The 25,361-nt window shown below is 60.5% G+C and carries 22 protein-coding genes; 2 read left to right on the top strand and 20 right to left on the bottom strand.

Annotation, left to right across the window (positions count from 1 at the left end):
• Positions 1-34: 34 nt before the first annotated feature.
• The 8 genes from N018_RS23525 to N018_RS23490 all read right to left on the bottom strand — a co-directional run bounded on the left by N018_RS23525 (position 35) and on the right by N018_RS23490 (position 8,808).
• A complete protein-coding gene (locus tag N018_RS23525; RefSeq protein ID WP_025390883.1) occupies positions 35-1,390 on the bottom strand; it encodes an LLM class flavin-dependent oxidoreductase in 1,356 nt (451 codons plus the stop codon).
• Positions 1,390-2,595, bottom strand: a complete 1,206-nt coding sequence (locus N018_RS23520; protein WP_025390882.1) for an SfnB family sulfur acquisition oxidoreductase — start codon at positions 2,593-2,595, stop codon at positions 1,390-1,392. Before N018_RS23520 ends, N018_RS23525 begins: the two co-directional genes overlap by 1 nt.
• A gap of 25 nt (positions 2,596-2,620) precedes the next feature.
• Entirely contained in the window at positions 2,621-3,943 is a 1,323-nt protein-coding gene (locus tag N018_RS23515) for an SfnB family sulfur acquisition oxidoreductase (RefSeq protein WP_080274961.1), read from the bottom strand.
• Positions 3,944-4,119: 176 nt separating this feature from the next.
• Entirely contained in the window at positions 4,120-4,848 is a 729-nt protein-coding gene (locus N018_RS23510; RefSeq protein ID WP_025390880.1) for a hypothetical protein, read from the bottom strand.
• 556 nt (positions 4,849-5,404) lie between these two features.
• Positions 5,405-6,148 carry an L-cystine ABC transporter ATP-binding protein TcyN gene (gene tcyN, locus N018_RS23505; protein WP_025390879.1) on the bottom strand — a complete coding sequence of 248 codons (744 nt, stop codon included), beginning with the start codon at positions 6,146-6,148 and terminating at the stop codon, positions 5,405-5,407.
• Between the two features lie 3 nt (positions 6,149-6,151).
• Entirely contained in the window at positions 6,152-6,820 is a 669-nt protein-coding gene (gene tcyL / locus N018_RS23500) for a cystine ABC transporter permease (protein WP_024644992.1), read from the bottom strand.
• Positions 6,817-7,614, bottom strand: coding sequence for a cystine ABC transporter substrate-binding protein (gene tcyJ, locus N018_RS23495; protein WP_025390878.1), 798 nt, complete (start codon positions 7,612-7,614; stop codon positions 6,817-6,819). Before tcyJ ends, tcyL begins: the two co-directional genes overlap by 4 nt.
• Before the next feature lie 195 nt (positions 7,615-7,809).
• A complete protein-coding gene (locus N018_RS23490; RefSeq protein WP_025390877.1) occupies positions 7,810-8,808 on the bottom strand; it encodes a D-cysteine desulfhydrase in 999 nt (332 codons plus the stop codon).
• A gap of 197 nt (positions 8,809-9,005) precedes the next feature.
• Here N018_RS23490 and epsC point away from each other — a divergent pair, with 197 nt between their 5' ends.
• Positions 9,006-9,959, top strand: coding sequence for a serine O-acetyltransferase EpsC (epsC, locus tag N018_RS23485; RefSeq protein ID WP_025390876.1), 954 nt, complete (start codon positions 9,006-9,008; stop codon positions 9,957-9,959).
• A 14-nt stretch (positions 9,960-9,973) separates the two neighbouring features.
• Here the strand turns inward: epsC and N018_RS23480 are convergent, their stop codons facing one another.
• From N018_RS23480 to hutC, 6 genes are all read right to left on the bottom strand, one after another.
• A complete protein-coding gene (locus N018_RS23480; protein ID WP_024675468.1) occupies positions 9,974-10,681 on the bottom strand; it encodes an anti-sigma factor in 708 nt (235 codons plus the stop codon).
• Complete coding sequence (locus tag N018_RS23475; RefSeq protein ID WP_025390875.1) at positions 10,678-11,244, bottom strand: sigma-70 family RNA polymerase sigma factor; 567 nt, start codon at positions 11,242-11,244, stop codon at positions 10,678-10,680. Before N018_RS23475 ends, N018_RS23480 begins: the two co-directional genes overlap by 4 nt.
• A 104-nt stretch (positions 11,245-11,348) precedes the next feature.
• The gene (locus N018_RS23470; RefSeq protein WP_025390874.1) at positions 11,349-11,882 is read right to left on the bottom strand and encodes a DUF3455 domain-containing protein; all 534 of its coding nucleotides are present in this window, start codon (positions 11,880-11,882) and stop codon (positions 11,349-11,351) included.
• 105 nt (positions 11,883-11,987) lie between these two features.
• On the bottom strand, positions 11,988-13,163 hold the full coding sequence (gene nhaA, locus N018_RS23465) for a Na+/H+ antiporter NhaA (RefSeq protein ID WP_025390873.1): 1,176 nt from the start codon (positions 13,161-13,163) through the stop codon (positions 11,988-11,990).
• 50 nt (positions 13,164-13,213) lie between these two features.
• Positions 13,214-13,810 (bottom strand): HutD/Ves family protein, encoded by a 597-nt coding sequence (locus N018_RS23460; RefSeq protein ID WP_025390872.1) that lies wholly within the window; start codon positions 13,808-13,810, stop codon positions 13,214-13,216.
• Complete coding sequence (hutC, locus tag N018_RS23455) at positions 13,807-14,517, bottom strand: histidine utilization repressor (RefSeq protein ID WP_195757208.1); 711 nt, start codon at positions 14,515-14,517, stop codon at positions 13,807-13,809. Before hutC ends, N018_RS23460 begins: the two co-directional genes overlap by 4 nt.
• A 185-nt stretch (positions 14,518-14,702) precedes the next feature.
• Here hutC and N018_RS23450 point away from each other — a divergent pair, with 185 nt between their 5' ends.
• Positions 14,703-16,067 (top strand): formimidoylglutamate deiminase, encoded by a 1,365-nt coding sequence (locus tag N018_RS23450; RefSeq protein ID WP_024645001.1) that lies wholly within the window; start codon positions 14,703-14,705, stop codon positions 16,065-16,067.
• 144 nt (positions 16,068-16,211) lie between these two features.
• Here the strand turns inward: N018_RS23450 and N018_RS23445 are convergent, their stop codons facing one another.
• From N018_RS23445 to N018_RS23420, 6 genes are all read right to left on the bottom strand, one after another.
• Positions 16,212-16,790 carry a lipocalin family protein gene (locus N018_RS23445; protein WP_024645002.1) on the bottom strand — a complete coding sequence of 193 codons (579 nt, stop codon included), beginning with the start codon at positions 16,788-16,790 and terminating at the stop codon, positions 16,212-16,214.
• 3 nt (positions 16,791-16,793) lie between these two features.
• Positions 16,794-17,048 carry an outer membrane protein assembly factor BamE domain-containing protein gene (gene bamE / locus N018_RS23440; protein WP_024645003.1) on the bottom strand — a complete coding sequence of 85 codons (255 nt, stop codon included), beginning with the start codon at positions 17,046-17,048 and terminating at the stop codon, positions 16,794-16,796.
• Positions 17,049-17,292: 244 nt separating this feature from the next.
• A complete protein-coding gene (locus tag N018_RS23435) occupies positions 17,293-18,303 on the bottom strand; it encodes a class 1 fructose-bisphosphatase (protein ID WP_024645004.1) in 1,011 nt (336 codons plus the stop codon).
• A 134-nt stretch (positions 18,304-18,437) separates the two neighbouring features.
• Complete coding sequence (locus N018_RS23430; RefSeq protein ID WP_024645005.1) at positions 18,438-19,787, bottom strand: DUF3999 domain-containing protein; 1,350 nt, start codon at positions 19,785-19,787, stop codon at positions 18,438-18,440.
• Between the two features lie 26 nt (positions 19,788-19,813).
• Positions 19,814-22,642: a DUF2339 domain-containing protein gene (locus N018_RS23425; protein ID WP_025390871.1), complete on the bottom strand. Its 2,829-nt coding sequence runs from the start codon at positions 22,640-22,642 to the stop codon at positions 19,814-19,816.
• A 264-nt stretch (positions 22,643-22,906) separates the two neighbouring features.
• Positions 22,907-25,357 carry a glycogen/starch/alpha-glucan phosphorylase gene (locus tag N018_RS23420; protein ID WP_024645007.1) on the bottom strand — a complete coding sequence of 817 codons (2,451 nt, stop codon included), beginning with the start codon at positions 25,355-25,357 and terminating at the stop codon, positions 22,907-22,909.
• Positions 25,358-25,361 lie beyond the last annotated feature (4 nt).

Genomic DNA, 25,361 nt, shown 5'->3' with positions numbered 1-25,361 from the left:
CTGCGTCCGCTCTTGATTCTGCGGTGCCTGAGCGTCAGGCTCTGAAAGCGGCCCCCGCATGCCGTTCTGGCAAACGATCCGTGCCCTCCGGGAACAGCTTTTTGCGCAAGGTGCCGTCTTCGTAAGCGGTCTTGTATGAGCCGCGGCGTTGCAGCTCCGGTATCACCAGATCGATAAAGTCTTCGTAACTTTCCGGTGTCACGATGCGGGTCAGGTTGAAGCCGTCCAGACCGGTTTCCTCGATCCACGATTCCAGCTCGTCGGCGATCTGTTCAGGGGAGCCTATCAGCGTGATGTAGCGGCCGCCGAGTGCGTGCTGATCAAGCAGTTTCTGGCGTGTCCAGTCGTTGTTTTTCAGGTTTTTGGTCGCCGATTGAATGGCGTTGCTCTTCACGTACTGAATGGGCTCGTCCAGCTCGTAGTCGGCGAAATCTATGCCGGTCGACGCCGCGAAATGCGCCACGCCCGCTTCGGCGCTGGCGTAACGGCGGTATTCAGCGTGCTTCTCGCGAGCCAGCGCTTCAGTGGCCGCGACAATTACGTTGAGGCCCATGAAGACCTTGATGTCATCCGATTTGCGCCCGGCCTGCACTGCGCTGGCGCGAACCTTGTCCACCTGCTCGCGGGTTGCTGTCTTGTTCTGACCGCTTATAAACACACACTCAGCGTTCTGCCCGGCAAACTGCAGGCCGCGCTCAGAGCTGCCAGCCTGAAACAGCACTGGCGTGCGCTGTGGCGACGGTTCGCACAGGTGATAGCCCTCGACCTGATAGAACTCGCCCTTGTGCCGGACCTTGTGGACCTTGCCAGGCTGGGCATAGATACGCTGTTCGCGGTCGTTAATGACCGCGCCGTCTTCCCAGCTGCCTTCCCAGAGTTTGTACAGTACTTCCAGGTACTCATCGGCCTGATCGTAACGGCGGTCGTGTTCGTTCTGCTCACTCAGGCCCATGGCCCGTGCCGCGCTGTCCAGATAACCGGTAACAATGTTCCAGCCCACCCGGCCACGGCTGAGATGGTCGAGCGTCGACATGCGCCGGGCAAACAGATAAGGCGCGTCGTAGGTCAGGTTGGCGGTCAGACCGAACCCCAGGTGCCGGGTCACACCGGCCATGGCGGAAACCAGCAGCAGCGGATCATTGACCGGTAACTGGATGGCCTCCTTGAGCGTGACGTCCACCGAGTTCTGATAGACGTCATACACGCCCACGATGTCGGCAATGAACAGGCCGTCGAACAGCCCGCGTTCCAGCAGTTTCGCCAGGTCAGTCCAGTATTCCAGGCTGTTGAATTGCGTCGAGGTGTCACGCGGGTGGGTCCACAGACCATGATTGATATGGCCGATGCAGTTCATGTTGAACGCATTGAGCAGGATCTTTTTGCGCGCCATCAGATTGTCCCCCGCAACGGAGGACGGGTGTCATTCAGGTAGTAATTGCCGATGGCGTGAAACTTCCAGCGTACCGGGTCGTGCAGTGTGTGCACGCGAGCGTTGCGCCAGTGACGATCCAGCCCGTGTTCGGCGAGGGTGGCCTGGCTACCCGCCAGTTCGAACAGCGTGCTGCCCGCCGCCAGAGAGATTTCTGTACTGATGGCGCGGGCTTCGGCGACGGCGATGGAGGCCGCAGCCACATTATCGGCGCTGCTGTCGGCCTGAGCGACGTCGAGAAACTCACCGGCGCGTTCCAGCAGCGCTTCGGCAGCGTGCAGGCGAATACCGAGCCTGCCGAAGCTGTGCAGCGTCAGCGGGTCATCAACGGCTTTCTCGATGCCTGAATCGATCCATGGCCGGGTGCGGGTGCGGACGAAGATCAGAGCGTCCTCAAACGCTGCGCGGGCAATCCCGGTGTCGATGGCCGCATGGAGAATCTGCGCCAACGGGCCCACAGTGGTCGGGCGTTCGAAGGCACTCTGAAACGGCACTACGTCGTTGGCGCCGACGTATACGTTGTCGAAGACCACCGAGCCGCTGCCAGTGGTGCGCTGGCCAAAGCCGCTCCAGTCATCGATAACCTTCAGCCCTTCGCTGTCGTGCTGCACGAACACCAGTTGCTGCACGCCAGCGTCGTCAATCACCGACGTGGGGATGCGCTGTGCGTACAGCGCGCCGGTCGCATAGAACTTGCGGCCGTTGATGCGATAGCCGTCACCGTCCCGTGTCAGGCGAGTGGTGCGGTCGTGCGCGGTTTTGGTCCCCAGTTCAGCCAGCGCGTTACCGAAGCGCCGACCAGCGAGCGCTTCGGCATACAGCCGCGCCTGCTGCTGCGGGCTGCCGTTCACGCGCAGCACTTCAAGGGCGTAAAAATGGTTTTGCGGAATTTGTCCCAGCGAGCCGTCGGCTTCGGAAATCAGCTGGATAACCCTGGCCAGCGTCACGTTTGAAACACCTGCGCCGCCAAAGGCTTTCGGGACGCTAATGCCCCATAAACCGGATTCGCTGAACAGGTCGAGTTCGGCATGAGGCAGGCGGCGCTCGCGGTCGCGCAGGGCGCTTTCGGTCTTGAAGTGCCGCGCCAGCTCGCTCGCCACGTGCAGGGCCTGAGCATCACTGCTAATCAGCGCAGCGTGGTCGCGTGCGTGTGGGTTAAAACTCATGAAAAGTGTGCTCCAGTGGTCTGGTTCAGATCCAGGAATGGCGAGCGGGCAGGGTGCCGTTCAAATGCCACGTGCCGACCGCGTGGTATTTCCAGCGCACCGGGTCATGCAAGGTGTGAACGCGGGCGTTACGCCAGTGGCGGTCGAGGTTGAACTCGGCCAGGGTGGCGCGGCTGCCTGCCAGTTCGAAGAGCTTTTCGCTGGCCAGCAGGGATATTTCAGTGGTCAACACCTTGGCGCGCGCCACAGCGATTGATGCGCGGGCTGCCGATTGTTCATCGATGGGCGTTGCGTTTATCTCGTCCAGTTCCTGACCCGCTTTTCGCAACAGGGCTTCGGCGGCGTGCAGTTCGAGCTTCAGCTTGCCGATGTCGGCGATCACGTACAGGTCGTCGCTGGCGCGCTCGACGTTGGCATCGATCCACGGCCGGGACTTCTCGCGAACGAAGGCAATCGCATCATCGATGGCGCCGCGTGCAATACCCGCATCAATCGCCGCCTGAATCAGTTGCGACACAGCGCCCTGAATGTTCGGCGTCAGCGCCAGGCGCCAGTTGTCCACCACGTGACCGGCGTCCACCGGCACGTTGTCGAGCAATACGGTGCCGCTCGCGGTGGTGCGCTGCCCGAAGCCTGACCAGTCGTCGACAATGCGCAGCCCTGGAGTGCCGCGTTTGACGAAGGCCATGATCTGCCGGCCCTGGTCATCCAGCGCCTTGACCGCAACCCAGTGCGCAAACAGTGCGCCGGTGGAGTAAAACTTCTGGCCGTTGATGATCAGGCGGTCGCCGTCGGTGGTGATTCGCGCCTTGAGTTCCAGGGTGTTTTTGGTGCCGCGTTCAGGTCCGGCATTGCCGATCCGCCAGCCGTCCAGCACGCTCTGGAACAATGTTCGTTTCTGCTGCTCGGTGGCACTGCTTTGCAACAGGTGCAGAATGCCGAACTGGTTTTGCGGGATCTGACCCAGCGCCGGGTCGGCCGCGGAGATGATCCTGAAGACATCTGCCACCGTGACGAATGACACCTGGGGGCCGCCATAGGCACGCGGGATGGAAATGCTGCCCAGACCGCTACGGGTAAACAGTTCGATTTCAGCCCATGGCAATGCACGTTGCTGATCACGGTTGGCGGCGTTGGACCGCGCTGCTGCCGCCAGTTGATGAGCGGCTGCAATGGCCTCGGCATCGTTTTGCAACACCGTGGCCGGTAACAGTCGGGGAGCAACGTCTGGCTCTTGTGAAGCCGTGACGGTGTGGGCCTTTACGTTCGCTGGATCAGACTCGCGTCGCTCACCGGCAATCGATGCAGCCCTGGGCTTATCCACAGGGGTGGTTGTGAAAGGGACCATCGGAACCTCGTAGAAATAGACCGCAGTGAATGCGGCTGGGAAAATCACGATGTCCGGTGGTCCGGTATATATACCCTAAGCGTGTATCAACGTTTTTCAAACGTGCTTTTTGGAATAAGCATAGACGGCATTCACCCTCCGCCGATTCAGCGTCTGGTTTTACGTGGCTGATGTATTCAGAGGCTCGCGTCGCCCAGCGGCTGGATTCTTATTTCCCGTGGGGGCGCCCACAGTGAGTTGTTTCCGACCCGATCGATAATGCAGTAAGTCACTTCCAGTTGCTGCTCGCCACCGCCTTCCACGATCAGCGCCGGAGGTATGACCAGATCGACAGGTTCACCCACGTCTTCGGCAGTCAGTGGCGGCAGGTCCATGCGCACATCACCCCAACGCACTGTTATCTCGTCATGGGCGGCCATGTTCAGGTAGGGCTCGATGGCCATTGGCAAACCCCCATCCAGATGCCTTCGGGACAATCCGCAACGCACTACCGAAGGCGCTACATGCAGCGGCGCCAGGCCCTGATTCTCTTCTGCATTGACGCTGACCAGTCCGCCGCCAGGTGCATTCAATTTGACCCATAGTTTGCGGCATGGCGAGGTTACAGGTATTCCGCCAATTTTCATGATCCGGTAGTAAGTTCGCGCTTTACCATTTTGAAGAAAACTTTCTGGCACGCGTAGGACAATAGCGTTGCTGATGTCGGATACCGTTAATATTTTCGACGCCACGTAACAGCCGTCCCAGAAGAGTTCAATAAGATCGCCTTCGTCCATATCGCGGTACGGTTCTATATGGACCATGAGGTTGGATGCGTTACGTACGCCAATGCCGTGCCGGCTGGCCTGCGGTATGGAAGGGGGCAGCAGTTCGGAGGGGGCGTTTTTGCAGGTTGTGTGGCTCATGTTCAGGTGCTCCTGATAATCGATAATTCAAGTAAAGAATCGTCATAAGTTGCCATGTTAAATAAAATAAAGCCCGATTCAGGCCGCGAGACAAGTGCCTTGGATGTTCAAGTCATGGCAAACATTACAAACTGTTAGAGTTTTAATCTTGAAGTTTCAGCGGTGTGTAAAGTGAGTGCTTATAGTGAGCTAATGTGCTTTGCGTACGCTTGTCAATATAGAGGGGTGGCTTAACGGTGTTTTACTGAAAAAACGGATACTTCCTACACATTATGCTTAGAACTGTTTACTGACAGACAAACTGCTGTCCTACTGCAAAGCGTCATGAGTGACGGGACTTCGCTCATCGCGAAAAGACCTGAGCAGGCTGCATTCCGGCAGGTGGGTCAACTTCCGGGCACGGGTCATCCGGACACCATGACGCCCATGCTGTCGATGAGTTTTCTGAAAGTTTCGCGGGAATTCAGCAAGGATCCTGAGCGATCAATCCTTCTGATGGGTAAGAAAAAAGCAGCACCGATGAATCGGGGCTGCTTTTTGCAAGAGGAATACGGGATCAGTTCCGGGTGCGTTCCAGAAACTGCCTGGTCCGCTCTTCCTGTGGGTTGGCGAACAGTGCCTTGGCTTCGCCCTGCTCCACGATCACCCCCTTGTCGATGAAGATCACCCGGTTGGCGACCTCTCGTGCAAAGCTCATCTCGTGGGTGACAATCACCAGGGTGCGGTTTTCTTCTGCCAGTGCGCGGATGGTGGTCAACACTTCGCCGACCAGCTCAGGGTCCAGCGCTGACGTCGGTTCGTCGAACAGAATGACCTGCGGCTCCATCGCCAGCGCCCGGGCAATCGCTACACGCTGCTGCTGGCCGCCGGAAAGGCGACGGGGGTAGGCGTCTTCCTTGCCGGTCAGGCCGACCTTGGCCAGTAATTGCCGACCCAGCGCCTCTGCGGTTTCGCGAGCGACTTTCTTGACCACCAGCGGGCCTTCGATCACGTTCTCCAGCGCAGTGCGATGCGGAAACAGGTTGAAGTTCTGAAACACGAACCCGACCTGCTGACGCAACTGACGAATCAGGCCCTGCTGCTGATTGATTGAGCGTGTGCCGTCAATCTCGATGTCTCCCACCTTGATCCTGCCGCTGGTGGGCGTTTCCAGCAGGTTCAGGCAGCGCAACAAGGTGGTCTTGCCCGAGCCACTGGGGCCGATGATGGCGACGACTTCGCCGGCCTCGATGCGCAGATCGATGCCCTTGAGCACCTGATTGCCTTTGAATTCCTTGGTGAGTTTTTCAACCACGATCATGCGTCAGGACTCCAGATCATGCCGGTTGACCCTCGCTTCGAGCCTGTTTTGCAGGTACGAAAGCGCAGTGGCAAGGATCCAGTAGATCAGTGCGGCGGCCAGGTACATGGTGAAAATTTCGAAGGTTCGTGCGGTGATCAACTGCGCCTGGCGGAACAGCTCGGGCACCTGGATGGTAGCTGCCAGCGCGGTATCCTTGACCAGCGAAATGAAGCTGTTGCCCAGCGGTGGCAACGCGGTGCGAGCTGCTTGAGGCAGAATCGCGCGGCGCATGGTCTGCCAGCGGGTCATACCGATGCTGGCGGCCGCTTCCCACTGGCCGCGCTCGATGGAACCGATAGCGGCGCGCAGGATTTCGCAAGCGTAAGCAGCCATGTTCAGCGAAAAGCCGATCAGTGCTGCGGTGAGCGGATCAAGCTCGATGCCCAGTTCCGGCAGGCCGTAATAGATCAGGAACAGTTGCACCAGCAACGGCGTGCCGCGAAAGAACGACACGTAGATCCGCGCCAGCCAGTTCACCGGCTTGAAACGCGACAGCCGCATCAGCGCCAGGCCGAAGCCCAGCACCAACCCGAAGAACATACCGCCCAGGCTGAGGAATACCGTGTAATACGCGCCCTTGAGCAGAAAGGGCGCAGAGTCCAGCGCGAGCTGCAGGCTCTCTTCGATCATTTGGTGACGTCAGCGTTGAAGTACTTCTTCGACAGCTTTTCCAGCGTGCCATCGGCGCGCAGCTTGTCGAGGGCCTTGTTGAGCGCAGCCTGCAATTCTGGCTCGCCCTTGCGCAAGGCTATGCCTGACTCTTGACGGGAGAACGCATCGCCAGCGGGCGCCAGCTTGCCTTTGGTCTTGGCTGCGATTTCCAGGGCTGCCAGTCGGTCAACGAGGATTGCGTCGATACGGCCTACGCTCAGGTCTTGAATTTTGGTCGGATCATCTTCGTACGTTTTTACGACCGCACCCGGTACGTTTGCCTTGAGCCATTGCTCGTAGTTGGTGCCCAGACCCACGCCGACCTTCTTGCCGGTCAGGTCCTGAGCGGTTTTGATGGTGTCTGCGTTTTTCTTCAGCGTCAGTGCCTGAATACCGGAAACGGTGTAGGGCTCGGAGAAGTCATACTTTTTCTTGCGCTCGTCGGAGATCGTGACCTGGTTGATCACCACGTCGAGTCGTTTGGAGTCCAGGGCAGCCAGAATGCCGTCCCATTTGGACGGTTGCACCTTGGCTTTCACGCCCAGCTCCTTGGCCAGCGCTTCGGAGAGCTCGACTTCAAAGCCGGTGAGCTTGCCGCTTTCGTCCACGAAGCTGAACGGTGGATAAGTGCCTTCAAGGCCCACGTTCAGTGTGCCGCTATCCTTGATTTTCTGCAGTTGCTCGCCAGCCATGGCTTGTCCAGCGATACCGGAACCGAGCATCAAGCCCAGTGCCGAGAAGAGAAACGTGCGACGAATAGCGGAAATGTTCATGCGAGCCCCTGTTGGTATGGAGGTGTCTGATCATTTCTGACCCGACCGAAGCGACTTGGTGCTGATTGATCAGCTTTTTTTTCAAGCAGTTACGGCAATTGATGCACGCTGCCGGGCGCGACTATATCGTCATCTGCTTATGAAGAAAAATAACTAAAAAAGCAACTTTTGCCCGACTTTGGCATAACGAAATGTTTAATTATTGAACGCATCCGGATAGGCAAACAGTGCTGGCGCGCCACCGGTGTGCAGGAATATCAGTGGCCCGTCATTGAAGCGTTGACGCCCGATGCCATCCAGCAGGCCGGACATGGCTTTGCCCGTGTAAACCGGGTCGAGCAACAGACCTTCATGGCTTGCCACCAGTTTTATCGCAGACAGCGTTCCGGCGTTCGGCTCGCCGTAGCGTGGCGCGAAATATTCATCCCATAACTCGACTTTGAAGCTCTCCGGCAGCGCGACGTTCAGGAGCTCTGCGGTGCGCTCGGCCAAGCCTTGCACCTTGGGTAACTGGGCTTCTTCACTGCGCGACACTGTAACGCCGATGACCGGCAGTTGCGGCAGCTCATGGGCCAGCGCCAACGCCAGACCGCTGTGCGTGCCAGCGCTGCCGGACGCCAGAACGACGGCGGCGAAATCGATGCCTGTCTGCTTGATCTGCTCGGCCAGTTCCAGCCCGGCGCGCACATAGCCCAAGGCGCCGATCGGGCTGGAGCCGCCAATCGGTACCAGATAAGGATTTTTGCCACTGGAGCGCAGACGTGCAGCCAGTGCGTGCAGTTGTTCGTCGGCGTTGTTGAGGTTTTCGACCAGTTCTACCTTGGCATCGAACAGTTCCAGTAGCAGGCGGTTGCCGTTGTGCAGGTAGTTGGGGTCTTCGGTGCCGAGGGGGTTTTCCAGCAGCGCCACGCAACCCATGCCCAGCCGCGCAGCCAGCGCAGCAGTCTGGCGCACATGGTTGGACTGGATGGCACCGGCAGTAATCAGCGTGTCGGCACCCTGGGCCAGCGCGTCGGCGGCCAGGTATTCAAGCTTGCGGACCTTGTTGCCGCCCAGCGCCAGTGTCGTGGTGTCATCGCGCTTGATGTAGATATCGCGGTCTGCCCAGGCCGACAGGCGTTCGAGTTTCTCCAGAGCCGTCGGCGCACTGATCAGGTCCAGGCGATTGAAGCGAGCGAGCTGATGTTTGATCATGGTGATAAATAGGCCGTGTAAAGAGTCACCGGACTATAGGCAGACGTTTCCTACACGGCAACTTCTCTGTGCTGATGACCTGATCAGCCTGCTCCTCTATAAATTGTTGTTCTTTGCGCTTGAATGTTTGCCGTAGAGTGAAGATATCAACGGCCGTCAATGTCGGTCGACACCCTTTGCATCAAGGAGAGATCAGCGTGAGCGATATTCCAGAAGCCTCCGCCGACGGCCGTTCCAGCCATTGGCAGTTGCAGCGGATCGTCAGCCAGTTGCGCGCTGCGCGGGAAGACTGGCGGGCGCGCAACCGGCGCGTCAGTGGTGAACACGGCGGGCGTGAGCTGCCATCGCGTGCGGCAATGGGCGATATTCTCGAAGCCCTGAGCGGCGCGCTGTTTCCGATGCGGCTGGGGCCGGTCGACCTGCGCGAAGAAAGCGAGGACTTCTATGTCGGCCACACCCTGGATGTAGCGCTCAACGCGCTGCTGGCCCAGGCCCGGCTTGAGTTGCGCTATGTGGCCCATCAGCAGGGTGTTGACCTGAAGGGCATCGACGCACGTGCGCTTGAGCTTATTCAGGATTTCGCCACGGCATTGCCGGGCATTCGTCTGTTGCTGGACAGCGACGTACTGGCCGCCTACCACGGCGATCCGGCGGCGCGCAGTGTCGATGAAGTGCTGCTCTGCTACCCAGGCATTCTGGCGGTGATCCATCATCGTCTGGCGCACCACCTGTATCGGGCCGGTTTACCGCTGCTGGCGCGCATCAGCTCGGAAATTGCCCACTCGGCGACCGGCATCGATATTCACCCCGGCGCGCAGATCGGCAAGAGCTTCTTTATCGACCACGGGACGGGCGTGGTGATTGGCGAAACGGCGATCATCGGTGAGCGAGTGCGTATCTATCAGGCCGTGACGCTTGGCGCCAAGCGTTTCCCCTCGGACGAGGACGGTCAGTTGCAGAAGGGTCATGCACGGCATCCGATCGTCGAAGACGACGTGGTGATCTATGCCGGAGCGACCATTCTGGGCCGCATCACCATTGGCAAGGGCTCGACCATCGGCGGGAATGTCTGGCTGACGCGCAGCGTACCGGCAGATTGCAACCTGACTCAGGCCAACCTTTTACAGCAGGACCACTGCTCCAAAAAGTGATATCGGTCTGAGGGTCAGATCACTTTCACCGCCCGCCCGATGAACTGAATCGGGCCGGTCGGTTTGCCGATTGGCGAGCCGGTGGATTTTTCCAGGGTCAGCTCGAACAACTGATTGGCTTGTAGCGGTGGCAGTTTGTCCAGCGGGATATTGAGGCTTTGCCCCGGTTTGACCAGCCCGAGCGAAACCGGACCTTGCCAGTCGTCACCCTTGGTCCAGAACTCCAGCGCCTTGTCTGCCGGCACTTCAACCACGCCCAGCGGAATGAGCTGCAGTTCCTGCGAATTGCTGGCCTGCACCACCCAGCCCGGCGACTTGTCCTGCGGCCCGACCAGCACCACCAGGTAGGCAGGCTGCGCAGGTGCGCGGGTCAGCAAGGTCATGCCCAGCACCAGCGATGCGGCCAGTCCGGCCCCGGCCAGCCCACGCCAGACCGACAGATTGTCCCACCAGCGCACGCGCTGCCGGTGTGCCGGTTTAGCGGGTGCGGTCATCTCCAGCAGGTTGCGTTCGATGCGCTCCCACAGGCCGGGCGATGGCGTGACCGGTTCGGCCAATTCGGTCAGGGGCAACAGGCGCTGCTCCCAGGCGTCGATGGCGGCCTGCAAGTCGGGCTCGCGGGACAGGCGACGCTGAACGTCGAGCCGTTCCTGCGCCGACAGGGTGCCGAGTACATACTCGCCCGCCAGCTCATGAATGTTGTCGTCTAAAGGCCGGTTCATCCCATGCACTCCCGCAAAGCCGTCAGGCTGCGCTTGATCCAGGCTTTGACCGTACCCAATGGCGCGCCGATTTTCTGCGCGATTTCCTGATGCGAATAGCCGTCCACGTAAGCGTGAAAAACGCAGTTTCGTCTTACCGGTTCCAGTTGCTCCATGCATGCAGTAATCCGTCCTGGATTGACCCGCCAATCGAAGGCATCCCCGACTTCCTGCCAGCCTTCCAGCGTCGCCGGGGGGTGGTGATCTTCGTTGTCATCATCGTCGACACGCACTTCGCGGGCCGTGTTGCGCAACGTGTTCAGCGCCAGGTGCCGGGTCACGCTGAAGATCCAGCCACGTGCCGAGCCGCGTGAGGCGTCGAAGCTGGCCGCGTGGGTCCAGATCTTCAGGAAGGCGTCGTGCACGATGTCCTCGGCCAATGCGCTGTCACGCACCAGGCGCTGGGCAACGCCAAGCAACCGCGCGCTTTCCTGTTGATAAAGACGTTGCAGGGCCTGCTTCTCACCGCGAGCGCAGGCCTGCAACGTAGCTTCGTAATCAAAGAGAGATTCGTGCGAAGACAAGATGATCCGCCATCAATGGAAGACTGCTGCCTCGCTGATATCACGAGGCTCCCGCGCAGCAGCATAGCTCACTGCTTGCGCGGTCACCTGCTTAATAGTGGCGATCAGCTCGCGGTCCAGAACAGGTAGTCAGCCTGGTACTTGACCACTTCCTTGGCGCCCTTGTTGCTTTCTGCGCAGGCTTTGGCCGGGGCCACGCCGCCTTTCAGGGCTACACGCTGAATGTACGTCACGCCGGTCATCGCGCCCTTGCCTTCAGCCGGGTTGGCCTTGACCAGTTGATAAGGCAGGTTGCCAGCGCTCGAAGGGGCCACGGCAACCTGAGTGCCGGTCAGCTTGGAGCCGTCTTTGGCTTCCCAAGTGGCAGGCGGGCCGTAGTAGGTGCCGACCTGTTTGCCGCTCTTGTCATTGAGCACGGCTTTGGGGCCGACGAACGCCCATTCCATTTCGTTGGGCATGCTGGCTTTGGCGCGGCACTCGTAGGTGATCTCGCCCACTCCGGTGGTCTGCATGCTGACCTTGTTACCGGCCGGCACACGGACGCTTTCGGGAAGGTCGGTCTGAGCCATGGCAACGGACGACAGGCAAGTGAAAGCCAGGGTAGTACCAGCAAGGCAGAGCAAGCGTTTTGCGTTCATGCAGAAATCTCCAGAAAGTTAGACCGCGCTCAGCAACTCGAAGTGGCTGCTGACTGTACTACCCGCGAGGAACCGATCTGGATGCAGTGATTTGAAAATATTTTTTCAGGGCCGACTGAAACGGCTGCGCAGCAGCACGATTCCGCCAATCGCGGCGAGGCCCGAGCCGATCAGCACACCGACTTTGACTTCATCGATCAGGTGTTGCGCGCCGGGAAATGCCAGGTTGCCGATGAACAGGCTCATCGTGAAACCGATGCCGCACAGGATCGCCACGCCGTACAGCTGCACCCAGTTACTGCCTTCCGGCAAGGTCGCCAGCCCGGCACGAATCGCCAGAACGGCGGCGAGGAAGACGCCGATCTGCTTGCCGACGAACAGCCCCAGCGCCACACCCAGCGGCACCGGATCGACCAGGTTGCCCAGGGTAATGCCGGACAGCGACACGCCCGCATTGGCAAAGCCGAAGATCGGCACTACCGCGAAGGCCACCCAGTAATGCATTTTTTCTTCGAGAAACAGCAGCGGCGAGCGGGCTTCCTCTTCGGGCTTGCCCAGCGGGATGCACAACGCCAGCGCCACACCGGCCAGCGTCGCGTGGACACCGGATTGCAGGACGAAGAACCATAACAGCGCGCCGAGCAACAGGTAGGGCAGTAGACGGCGCACATTCAAACGGTTCAGCGCGATCAGCACGGCGAGGGTCACGAAGGCGGCAGCGAGCATCGGCAGGTTCAGGCCGGAGCTGTAGAAGAAGGCGATGATGGTCACGGCCCCCAGATCGTCGAGGATCGCCAGCGCGGCCAGAAAGACTTTCAGCGACGTTGGCACGCGATTGCCCAGCAGCGACAGGACCCCGAGGGCGAACGCGATGTCGGTCGCTGCCGGGATTGCCCAGCCACTGATCGTCTGCGGGTTACCCCAGTTGATTGCGATGTAGATCAACGCCGGCACCAGCATCCCTCCTGCCGCGGCAAAGCCGGGCAGGGCACGCTGACCCCAGGTTGCCAGGCCACCGGCCAGCACTTCGCGTTTGATCTCCAGGCCGACCATCAGGAAGAAGATCGCCATCAGCCCGTCGTTGATCCAAAGCTCGACCGACAGGCCCAGCCAGACGCTGTGCAGAATCGAGAAGTAGCCGGCAGAAAGTGGTGAGTTGGCGACGATCAACGCGGCCAGCGCCGCCGCCATCAGTATGATGCCGCCCGCTGATTCAGAGGCGAGAAAGCTGGCGAGAATGGCGATAGCGCGAGGCGTTTCCCGGGGTGGAACTTGAGTCATGGTCGTCCTTGAAGCGGAAAGCTGTTTTTGTTGGGGTGCCAGGCAGCGGGTTACTGGCCTGTGACCGCGAGCTCGATCAGGCAGCAACGACTGACGCGGGGTGCTTGCAGTTCGATCTCCAGCAGGCCTCCGGTGTTATCGACCAGAGCGCAATCGTGTTTGCCGAGGACTTCCCGCTCCTGACCTTGCACACGGATCGCCACCTGTTCGGCCATGCTGAACACCACAAAGGTGCTGGCTGAACTGAACAGCCGTTGCGTCTGGCTTACATCGATCCAGTGCAGGCGCGCAGTATAACGGTGTGGAGCGTAGATCAGGTTGAAGTCGCGAATCGGCCCGTCGAGCAGGCTACAGCTGACTTCGCTATCGCCGCTGAAGGCAAACGGATCGGAAGGTAACAGTGGGCGACTGGGGATGCCATCCACCGTCAGGGTCATGCCCGCACCCTGCAGCACTGTGATGATGCGCTGGTACCCGGCAAACACCGAGAAACCACCCGAAGTTTCAATGTCGGCAATCGACAGACGCCAGCCGAAACCGTCCAGGTTCTGGCCTGCATCGCGCGCAATTTCTTCAGTACTGCCGCCGCCGTTCTTCCACGGCATGCGCGGATAATCAGCAGCATGCAGAATGTGGGTTTTAATCATTTGCTAAAGCGTCCTTCCAGGCGATGACGGGAGCCGGGGTGGATCAGACGTGCTGCCGTCACTGGCTGGCGACCGGACCATGTGCGTCGGCGAATCAGCAGGCAGGGCTCGCCAGCGTCAATCTGCAACAGCCGGCATTCATCGGCTTCGGCGAGAATCGCTTCAACCACGTGCTCGCCCTCGGTCAGCGGTGCGACTTTTGACAGATAGGCGTATGGCGTCTGCAGGGTGAAGTCTTGCTTGAGGTAATCCGGCGCGACCTGGGCATTCACAAAACGGTCTTCGATCTGCACCGGAATGTCATTCTCGAAATGCACGATCAGCGAATGAAACACCTTCTGGCCTTCACGCATGTCCAGCGCCAGAGCGCGCTCCGAGCCTGCGGCTTCCTCTTTGAGCACCATCACCTTGCAGGTATGACGATGGCCGCGAGCGGCGATCTCGTCGGCGATGTTATGCACCTCGAACAGCGCCGACTGGCTCTTCGGTTCAGCGACGAACGTGCCGACGCCCTGCATGCGCACCAACAGACCTTCGGCGGTCAGTTCACGCAGCGCCCGGTTGATGGTCATGCGGCTGAAGCCCAGTTGCGTCACCAGCTCGCTTTCCGATGGCACACGGTGGTGCGGCGGCCAGGTGCCGTTCTGAATCTGCAGCGCGATCATGTGTTTGACGCGGGCGTACAAGGGTGCGGGACTGTCGCCCATCTGGGCTGCCAAGGAAGAAGCGGCGGGCGGAGTCGACACGGGTGAGTCCTTGTTCGAGAGGGTTCAGATACAGCAACGCGCCAACGCTAACCATTAACCCGGTACACGGCAAGCGCAGACGGTTTACCGGTCGCTTGAACGTCTGTATATGTATATACAAATTACAGTGATGAGGTGTGAAGTCAATGTCAGCCTTCTTTGCCGAGCGCGCGTTACTCCCTGACGGCTGGGCCAGCAATGTGCGTCTGGAGGTCAGCCAGGAAGGGGTCTTGACCCGCGTTGAAGCCAATGCAGACCGGCAGGGTGCCGAAGTGGTCAGCGGGCCGTTGTTGCCTGGCATGCCGAATCTGCACTCTCATGCGTTCCAGCGGGCGATGGCTGGGCTGGCTGAAGTAGCGGGTAATCCCAACGATAGCTTCTGGACCTGGCGTGATTTGATGTATCGCCTTGTCGGGCGTATCAGTCCGCAGCAACTGGGTGTGATCGCGCGTCAGCTGTACATCGAGTTGCTCAAGGGCGGTTACACCTCGGTGGCCGAGTTTCACTACGTGCATCAGGACCTGGACGGCACGCCCTACGCAGACCCTGCCGAGCTGGCCGTGCAGATCAGCCAGGCGGCAAGCGCGACGGGTATCGGTCTGACCTTGCTGCCAGTGCTTTACAGCCACTCCGGGTTTGGCGGGCTGGCGCCGAACGAGGGCCAGCGCCGGTTCATCCACAGCACCGACAGTTATCTGGAGTTGCAGGCTCGTCTGCGACCGGTTCTGGCGGCGCAGCCAGCTCAGCAGCTTGGCCTGTGCTTTCACTCCTTGCGCGCGGTCACTCCGCAGCAGATCAGTGACGTGCTTGCGGCCAGCGATGCGCAGTGTCCGGTACACATCCATATTGCCGAGCAGCAAAAGGAAGTCGATGACTGTTTGAGCTGGAGCGGTCGGCGTCCACTGCAATGGCTGTATGAAAACACTCCTGTGGATAACCGCTGGTGTCTGGTCCACGCGACCCATGCTGATGCGGATGAAGTGCAGTTGATGGCGCAGAGCGGCGCAGTGGCGGGTTTGTGCCTGACCACCGAAGCGAATCTGGGGGACGGAATCTTTCCTGCGGTGGATTACATCGCGCAGGGAGGGCGCTGGGGGATCGGTTCTGACAGCCACGTTTCGCTCAGCGTGGTCGAAGAACTGCGCTGGCTGGAGTACGGGCAGCGTCTGCGTGATCAACGCCGCAACCGGTTGTACCGGAGTGATCAGCCCATGGTTGGCCGCACCTTGTACGACGCCGCGCTGGCCGGTGGCGCACAGGCGCTGGGCCAGCCGATCGGCAAACTGCAAGTGGGGCTGCGCGCCGACTGGCTGGTGCTGGATGGCAACGACCCGTACATCGCCATGGCGTCCGGCGACGCCATTCTCAACCGCTGGCTATTCGCCGGCAGCGACCGGCAGATTCGCGACGTCGCGGTGAATGGACGCTGGGTCATCCGCGAAGGAAGGCATGCCGCAGAAGAGCAGAGCAGTCGAGCGTTTGCACAGGTACTGAGGGAATTGCTGGGCTGATGCAAGAGCGGACGCGGAGCGTCCGGAACGGCATGCCCACGCGGAGCATGGGCGCGATAATCATACACACGTGCTTTTGATTCTGGCCGAAGGCCGTAGGAGCGAACTTGTTCGCGAACTGCCGGTAACCGGCAGCAAACCCGCTTACTTCTCGCCCTTGCCGATCTTCGAGTCATCCTCGCGCCAGATCAGGCGGGTGGTGTCATAGCCCTGCTGGCGTGCTTTGCTCAGCATGTTTTCCCTGTCTGCCTGAGACACGACAGGTGTGCGCGACAGCAGCCACAGGTATTTGCGATCCGGGTTGCCGACCACCGCCGTGCGGTAGCCTTCGCTGACGTCCAGAATCCAGTAATCACCCTTGGCTACGCCCGGCAACAGACGCGAGAACCAGTTATCGAACACTACCCACAACTTGTCGGTCTTGCCCGGAACCTGTGGCGAGGCGGTGCCGGTGGCTTCTTCCCACTTGCCTTCGAGGGTGCGGCAGCGGTTGGTGACTGCCATTTTGCCGTCGTCCTTGAGCGTGTAAAGCGCTTCGGACTGGGCGCATTTGCGCTGGAAGAACATCGGTAAACGGGCGATCTCGTACCAGGTGCCCTGATACTGCTTGAGGTCAACGCCATCAACCGTCTTCGGCTCCAGATTGTCAGCCGAGTGGGCAAAACCAATGGCCAGAAAGCTGGCCATGACAAAAATTCCAAAACGAACCAGTAGCTTGATCATGGGTTATTTCAGACCCTGACCCGAGAACAGCACGACCTTGTCCGCCGCGTACTGCACGCTGATAAAGGTGTTCTGGTCGCCCCATGTGCAACTGGACATCCCCAGTGCGCCGGAACACTCCGTCGGACTGCCCAGCAAGGACTCGACCTGAGCCTTCGGCATACCGGCGGAAATCTTCGAATAGTTTTCCTGAGTGATCTTGCTGCAGGCAGCCAGCAGCACGCAGAACGACAGTAACGCGAGAGAGCGCAAGGACATGGGTGTAGCTCCTGAACGGAAGGGGGTCGCGTCGCAGTGCAAGCTGATGCAGTCTGGCGCTGGCGCATTACCGCAAGCTTAGAAGAGAAAACGGGGATCTGGTTCCCGGAGCGGGAAAGGATTTGTGCGCTGTAGCAGTTGCGTGGCCCGCAGCCTTGCGCTGTTGGCGTCGCCGGAATGCTCCTCTGTCGAGCATTCCAGGCGTGTTGGCGATTCGACTGAGCCGAATCGCCGCTTGGCGCGATTACTCTTTGTGATACGCCGTGACGCGCTCGACTTCCTGTTTCGAACCCAGATACACCGCCACACGCTGGTGCAGGCCGTCCGGCTGGATGTCGAGAATGCGCTGATGGCCATCGGTCGAAGCACCGCCGGCCTGCTCGACCAGGAACGACATAGGATTGGCTTCGTACATCAAGCGCAGCTTGCCCGGCTTGGATGGCTCGCGGCTGTCGCGCGGGTACATGAACAGGCCACCACGGGTCAGGATGCGATGCACGTCGCCGACCATCGCAGCAACCCAACGCATGTTGTAATTCTTCTTCAGCGGACCGTCTTCACCGGCCAGCAACTCGTTCACGTAGCGCTGCACCGGCGCTTCCCAGTGACGCTGGTTGGACATGTTGATGGCGAATTCCTGAGTGGCCTCAGGGATTTTGATGTCTTCGTGAGTCAGCACGAAGCTGCCCATTTCACGGTCCAGCGTGAAGCCTTTGACGCCGTCACCCAGGGTCAGCACCAGCATGGTCTGCGGGCCGTAGATCGCATAACCGGCAGCCACCTGCTCGGTGCCGGGCTGCATGAAGGCTTTTTCGTTCAGCGGCTCGTTCTGGGTCAGGTACTGGTTAGGGCAGCGCAGGACCGAGAAGATGGTGCCGACCGGTGCGTTGATGTCGATGTTCGACGAGCCGTCCAGCGGGTCGAACACCAGCAGGTACGCGCCCTTCGGGTATTTGCCCGGAATCTGGTAGGCATTGTCCATTTCTTCGGACGCCATACCGGCCAGGTGACCGCCCCATTCGTTGGCTTCGAGCAGAATCTCGTTGGAGATCACGTCGAGCTTTTTCTGCACTTCGCCCTGTACGTTTTCGGTGCCCATGCTGCCCAGCACACCGCCCAGCGCGCCTTTGGAGACGGCGTGGCTGATTTCCTTGCATGCGCGTGCCACAACTTCGATCAGGAAGCGCAGATCGGCAGGGGTGTTGTTGCTGCGGGTCTGCTCAATCAAGTAACGACTCAGTGTGACGCGGGACATGGATAGCTCCGAAAATAGGGGGTATGAAAACCCGCGCAGTTTAACGCGAGTGGCGACGTAATACTGCTATCAGACTGGCTGATGACTGTTTCAGTTCAGATGTCGGGCAAACCGACCCTGATGAGCCGTGCCTTTCAGCGTTTCGACGCACGCAAGGTGCTGGCTGCCATCCAGCCCAGAAACAGCACGCCCACCAGCAGAATCGCCCACAGCCCCAGGCGTTTGAAGTCGACGCTCTGCTCTGCCACTGCCGGTGCCGCCGTCATGTTGACGACGGAGGCCGTGGCGGGTTGCGCAGTGCCGATCACAGCGAGTTTTTCCGGGCTGAAATCGGGAATAAGGGTCGCCAGCGACAGGTTCGCCGCCTTGACCGTCGGGTTGCCGACCGCCAGCGTGAACGGCCCGTTGCCGCGCGCCAGAAACACCACTTCGGTTGCAGGCACGGCCACGCTCAACTGCGGAGCCTCGCTGCCCAGACCGCCGCCCCGGTCATCCACCACCAGCTTGAGCTGTTGAACAACACGCCCGGACAGTTGCAGTTGATCCTGCAAGACATCGCTGTTGTTCTGCGACAAGCGATACAACAGGCCGCTGCTGATAGGTTGCCAGGGTTGTCTGGCATCGACACGGCCATAAAGAACGGCTGGAGCGAGGCTGTTGGGCTGGGCAATGTCGACTTTCACGCGTGCTATCGGCAAGCCTGCCGGTAACTGCCAGACGTATTCATTGGCGCTCTCGACGGTGCCCTTGACCGGTGGCGACCAGGTCAGTGGCGGTGTTGGAATGTTGCTGCTGGCGCTCAGCAGATGTGCGGAGATCAACAACGGAGCGCTGTGGGGCGCACGCCATAGCAGGCGCAGATAGCGCGCGCTTTGACCGGGCAGGCCGACTTCACGCTGCTCGACCACTTCGTCGGCAAACGACAGGCGCGCCACTTGCCCCTCGCCCCAGTCGCGCCAGTGCTGCAAGTCATCGCTGGCCTCGATGCTGAAGTGCTGGAAGCCTTCACGCTCCGTGCTCCAGTCGATGATCAACTGTTCCAGCGGTGCTTTGATGGCGCTGGTGTCCAGCAGCCAGCCACGCAATACTTCTTCGCCAGCTTCGATATCGCTTTGCGGCTGGACCTCGATCACGCTGCCGTTGCTGGAACGTTCGATGCGAATGACGGGCACTGCGTCGCCTGTTTCCTGAGTGCTGTACAGCGCGAACCCTTTGACCTCGATCGGCGCGGGTTCCTGCTCACGTGCAGGCTGGCGCGGAGTGATCGCGTAGGCCTGCGGCTGACCCTCGGCATTGAACACGCGCACGTCACCGAGATCGACCTGTTGCGCATTCAACTGCACGGCAAGCGGCAATTCGATGCGATACCACGGCCCTTCGCCGCTGAGCGTCAGTGGCGTCTGGCTGGCAAAATCAGCCGGTTTGTCTTGAGCGCCGGCGGTTATCGCCGCACACAGGGCAAGGCCAAACACGGCGATTTTCATGACAGGATGACTCAAGAACGGCTTCCTCATGGGGTGTCGGGTGCGGCGCTCGGGCCGGGGCCAGGGTCTTCGACACTGTCTGCTTCAACGTTATGCGCAGGACGTTTCGGTGGCAAGGGTGCGAAATATCCCACCACCAGTAGCAAAATGCCAACGCCGATGAACGAGACGATGCGCTCCATGCCGCCGCGATTGCTCAGTTCGACGAAGAACAGCTTGATGACCACCACCCCGATCAATGCTGCGCCGCCCAGCCACAACTCGCGGTTGGCGCGCACATGGCCGCCGATCATCAGGGCCAGCGCCATCAGCGTCCAGACGATCGACAACCCCGCCTGAACGCGCATCGACGCCAGCAGAGCCTCGCTGTACCACGGCACATCGGCCCAGTGATGGGCGGTGCGCATGACCATGGCGGTGACCAGTGCGAACAGCGAAGCCCCGGCCAGCAGCAAGGTGCGGTTGCGTTGACGTTTCAGGTACTTGCGCATCCACAGGCATATGCCCGCCAGGGACAGCAGCAGGCCAATTTCCAGCGGGTTAAGCAGCGGTACATAAGGCAGCGGATCGGCCGCGCCATCGCTGAAGATGTTCGCCAGCCAGAACCACGCCAGCATCAGGATCGCCAACGGCGCGGCAGCCCCGACATGATAAGCCTCAGGGCAGGCTTTCACGGGCCACGGCCACTCTCTGCCGGAACTCATCGCCAGCAGGAACAGGCTTGGGAGTATCGCCCAGCCCAGCCAGCGCCATGCGTTGTAGTACTCGGACATTTGCAGCAGGCCGAAGCGCAGCTCCAGCGCCAGCACACAGAGGAACAGCAGGCAGCCAGCAGTGTGAGCGACACGTTTTGCCAGAATGGGCTGCAGGTTCCCCAGGTGGCGCAGGGTCAGCAGATGCACAATGAATACCGTGCTCCAGGCCAGCCAGCCGCCGCTGGCCGCCGGGTTGTCATGCTTGTCGAGCGAGATCAGCAGCAAGGGCGCGCAGACGGGGGTCATTACGCTGCACAGCGTGGCGAGATCCGTCCAGCGCAAGCGTCCGGCAATTGCTGCCCAGAGCGCCACGCTGAGGGCGGAAGCGATCAGCAGAGCAGACGTCTGGTCAGGCGCTGGCGCGTGCAGATCGACCGCAATGACCAGCGAAACCATCCACCAGAATGCGCCCCAGATGACCAACAGTGTTCTGGCGAGTTTGGGATCGATAAGTGTCAGGGAGTTGAAGCGGAACACGCACCAGGCACTGATCAGCGCTGCAATAGCCAGAATCATCGGCGTCCAGTAGTCGCTGGAAAAGGCCTGCGCCGAGCTGTCGGCACCCACGTCGCTGAGCAGAATCGCGCTGGCGCCCAGTTGCAACAGCAGGCCGAAAACCTGTGCCAGCCTGCGCCGCTGACGCAAGCCCAGCCAGAACACCGCCGCGCCTTCCACGGCCCAGGCGCTGGTCGTCCATTGCGAACCGAGGCCCAGCGGGATCGCCAGGGTGGCAAACACCACGCCCAGCGCCAGACAGGTTTCCATCAGCAACACGGTACGACCGGGCGTGCGCAGTGTCAGCCAACGCGCCAGCCCCATGTAGATCAGGCCCAGCACGAGCGCGCTGAATGCGGCACCCAGTTCCAGGTGCTCGACCAGTGCGTATTGAATGCCGAAACCGACGATAGGCGTACCGAACAGCAGCGTGCCGTCGACATAATCGCCCTGACGTGCGGACCAACGCAGCAGGGTTTCTCGGGTCTCGTCTGGCGGCGGCGCGGCGATTTCAAGCAGCGTGCGGCGGGCGAACAGCAGGCCGATGGCCAAGTACATCAGGAAGAACAGAATCAAGAACGGTTCGGTGCTCCAGAACAGCTCGGGCGTGTAGGCCCTGATGCCCCAGGCGAAGCCGATGCCGAACGTGCCGAAGAAGCCGATCAGGTTGAGAATGCGCCAGGCCTTGAACCACGCGATGGCGATGATGCCTGCGTTGAGCAGGGCGAAATAACTGAACAGCGAAACGTGGCTGCCTTGTCCGGTCGAGGCCAGAAGCGGTGCCGCGAACCCGCCGAGCGCGCCGGCGCAGGCCAGTGCCAGCGAGTTCTGGGTCAGCGCGAGAATGGTCGAAAAGGTGGTGATGGCCACCAGCAAGGCAAAGCCCGGTGCCGGGTCCAGCAGTGCGTGCAGTTTCATCGCCGCAAACACGGTCAGGTACAAGACGCCGATACCCGCGCCTTGCAGGATCAGCGCATAAGACCCGTTGCGCAGTCGCAGCCACCAGCCCAGCCCCAGCAACGCCAACGCACTGGCGGCAACTCCGGCGTAGCGAGCCTCAATCGGCACCACCATCCCTTCGGTGGCGTAACGCAGCAGAAAAGCCAGCCCGAGAAACAGCAAGACCACGCCGACCCGCAATACGGTATTGCCGCCCAGTAACCAGTCTTTGGCGCGGTTGATGGCAGTGTCCAGCAGATTGGGCTGTGCAGAAGGTAATGATGGGCGGGCCGGTATGACGGGCTCAACGGTCGGTGCGGACTGCGGCGTGTCGTCGGGCAGGTCCCAGATCAGCTCGGGGCCTTCGGTTGGCGCTGCGAGAATGACGGCATCCAGCGGCAGCGGCGCGTTGTCCTGAGCGGGCGGCACACCGGGCGCGGACTGACGTTCGAGCACGCTCAGGCGCTGCTGAAGAGCATCAAGGGATGTGCGGGTGGCGAGCAGTTGCTGCAACTGATCGGCAGATTGCCTGCCAAGCAGGCGTACACGAATGCCTGCCCAGACAGCCCAGCCCATGACCGCGCCAATCAACGTGCCCGTCCACTCGTCATAACTCAACGAGTAGCCCAGCAGCGCACCGCCCACCAACAGACAAATCCAGAGCACGCGACGACATCCTTTTCGGTGTGTGAAGGTTTATCGAGGGCAGTATATAGAGGCGGGCTGAGATCGTTTGTATGTTTTATGCGGCCCGCAGACACGGGAGTTCTGGACGCCTTTCGGGGGGGGCAGTCCAGGAGTGGTAACGAGATTCAGCGCCATGAGCGCTGTAATCAAACTTTCAGCTCAAGACACATCCGAGTGGGAGCAAGCCGGGCGTCGCCCGGCTCGCTCCCACACTACGGAACTGTCGTATTTCAAGCTTTAACGTCAGTCCAGCGCCTTCCAGATATCCCCGGCGTACTCACGAATGGTCCGGTCCGAAGAGAACCAGCCCATGCGCGCAGTGTTGAGTACCGCCGAGCGCCACCATTCCTTGGAGTCGTGCCAGCGTTCTTCGACCTTGGCTTGGGCTGCCCAGTACGAATCGAAGTCAGCGCAGACCAGGAAGCGGTCATACGCCAGCAGCTGATCGACCAGTCCGACATAACGGTTCGGATCATCCGGCGAGAACACCCCGCCGCGAATCGCCTGCAATACATCATTCAGGCGTCCCGAAGCCGCCACGTCGGCATGCGCGCTGAAGTCGCCGGCCTGCTTGCGGGCTTCGACCTGTTGCGAGGTCATGCCGAAGATGAACATGTGTTCCAGCCCGACCTGCTCGCTCATTTCCACGTTGGCACCGTCCAGCGTGCCGATGGTCAGCGCGCCGTTGAGGCCGAACTTCATGTTGCTGGTGCCGGAAGCTTCCAGGCCGGCAGTGGAAATCTGCTCGGAAAGGTCGGCTGCCGGAATGATGCTTTCCGCCAGGCTGACGTTGTAGTTGGGCATGAACACGACTTTCAGCAGGCCACGTACTGTGGGGTCGCTGTTCACGGTCCGCGCGATGTCGTTGGTCAGCTTGATGATCAGCTTGGCTGAGTGATAGCTGGCCGCCGCCTTGCCCGCGAAGATCTTCACACGCGGCACCCAGTCCGTACCTGGCTCGGCACGAATGGCCTGATACAGCGCCACGGTATGGAACAGGTTCAGCAACTGGCGCTTGTATTCGTGGATACGCTTGACCTGAACGTCGAACATCGCCGCCGGATTGACGGCAATACCCAGGCGTTCGTGAATGATCGCTGCCAGTGCACGCTTGCTGTGCAGGCGCTGATCAGCCATCTGCCTGCGGAACGAGGACTTCTCGGCGAACGGCTCAAGCTCCTTCAGCCGAGTCTCGGCGTTATCCAGTACATCTTCACCCAGCGCCTCGACGAGCATCTCGGTGAGCTTCGGATTGGCCTGAAACAGCCAGCGGCGGAAGGTGATGCCGTTGGTCTTGTTGTTGATCCGGTCCGGATAGATCTTGTGCAGCTCGGCGAACACGGTCTTGCGCATCAACTGGGTGTGCAACGCCGACACACCGTTGACGCTGTGCGAGCCGAGGAACGCCAGGTTGCCCATGCGCACGCGGCGGCCATTGTCTTCTTCGATCAACGACACCGAACGCAGTACGTTGACGTCGTCGACCCCTTTGGCGCGCAGCGTATCGATATGTTGCGCGTTGATCAGGTAGATGATCTGCATGTGGCGCGGCAGCATCCGTTCCATCAGGCCGACCGACCAGGTCTCCAGCGCTTCCGGCAGCAGCGTGTGGTTGGTATAGCCGAGGGTGCCGACGGTGATTTTCCAGGCGGTGTCCCACGCAATGTTGTGGTTGTCGATCAACTGACGCATCAGTTCGGCCACGGCGATCGAAGGGTGCGTATCGTTCATCTGGATCGCAGCGTGATCAGCCAGATCGGTCAGCGTCGCATGCTGGTTCAGGTGGCGACGCAGCAGGTCCTGCAGCGATGCGGAAACAAAGAAGTATTCCTGACGCAGGCGCAGTTCCTGGCCCGCTTCGGTCGCATCGTTGGGATAGAGCACGCGGGAAATGCTTTCGGCGCGCACCACTTCGGCGACCGCGCCAAAGTGGTCACCTGCGTTGAAGCGCTCCAGGTGCAGATCTTCGACTGCACGGGCACGCCACAGGCGCAAGGTGTTCACGCTCTTGCCGCGCCAGCCCACTACGGGGGTGTCGTAGGCGATGGCGCGGACGGTTTCGCCCGGACGCCATGCATGGCGCGGCTCACCGGATTCCGACGTGATGGTGTCGACGCTGCCGCCGAAACCGATGGAATACACCACCTCAGGGCGTTCGAATTCCCATGGGTTGCCGAAGTCCAGCCAGTTCTCGGTCTGCTCTTGCTGCCAGCCATCGACGATGCCCTGACGGAACAGGCCGTGCTCGTAACGAATGCCGTAACCGTGAGCTGCAACACCGAGGGTCGACATGCTTTCCATGAAGCACGCCGCCAGGCGACCCAGGCCGCCGTTACCCAAGGCTGCATCCGGTTCCAGCAAGCGGATGCGTTCAATATCGACGCCCAGCTCGGTGAGTGCTTCACGAGCGACTTCGAGCAACCCGAGGTTGCTCAGGCTGTCGTATAACAGCCGGCCGATCAGGAATTCCAGCGACAGGTAGTAAACCCGTTTCTGCACCTTGCGGTAGATCTGTCGCGTGTGATCCATCCAGTGCTCGACCATGTGGTCGCGCGCGGCAAGGGCGGTGGCTTCAAACCAGTCATGCTCAAACGCATGGTCGGGGTCCTTGCCCACCGAATAGGTGAGTTTGGCGAGCACAGCGGCGCGGAATGCAGCCACGTCAGCGTCACGAACAAGTGGTTCCTGAGACATCGAT

The organism is Pseudomonas syringae CC1557, from assembly GCF_000452705.1.
Classification (GTDB): domain Bacteria; phylum Pseudomonadota; class Gammaproteobacteria; order Pseudomonadales; family Pseudomonadaceae; genus Aquipseudomonas; species Aquipseudomonas syringae_F.
Note: the sequence above shows the minus strand (reverse complement) of the source record. Positions and strands in the feature narration are given on the sequence as shown.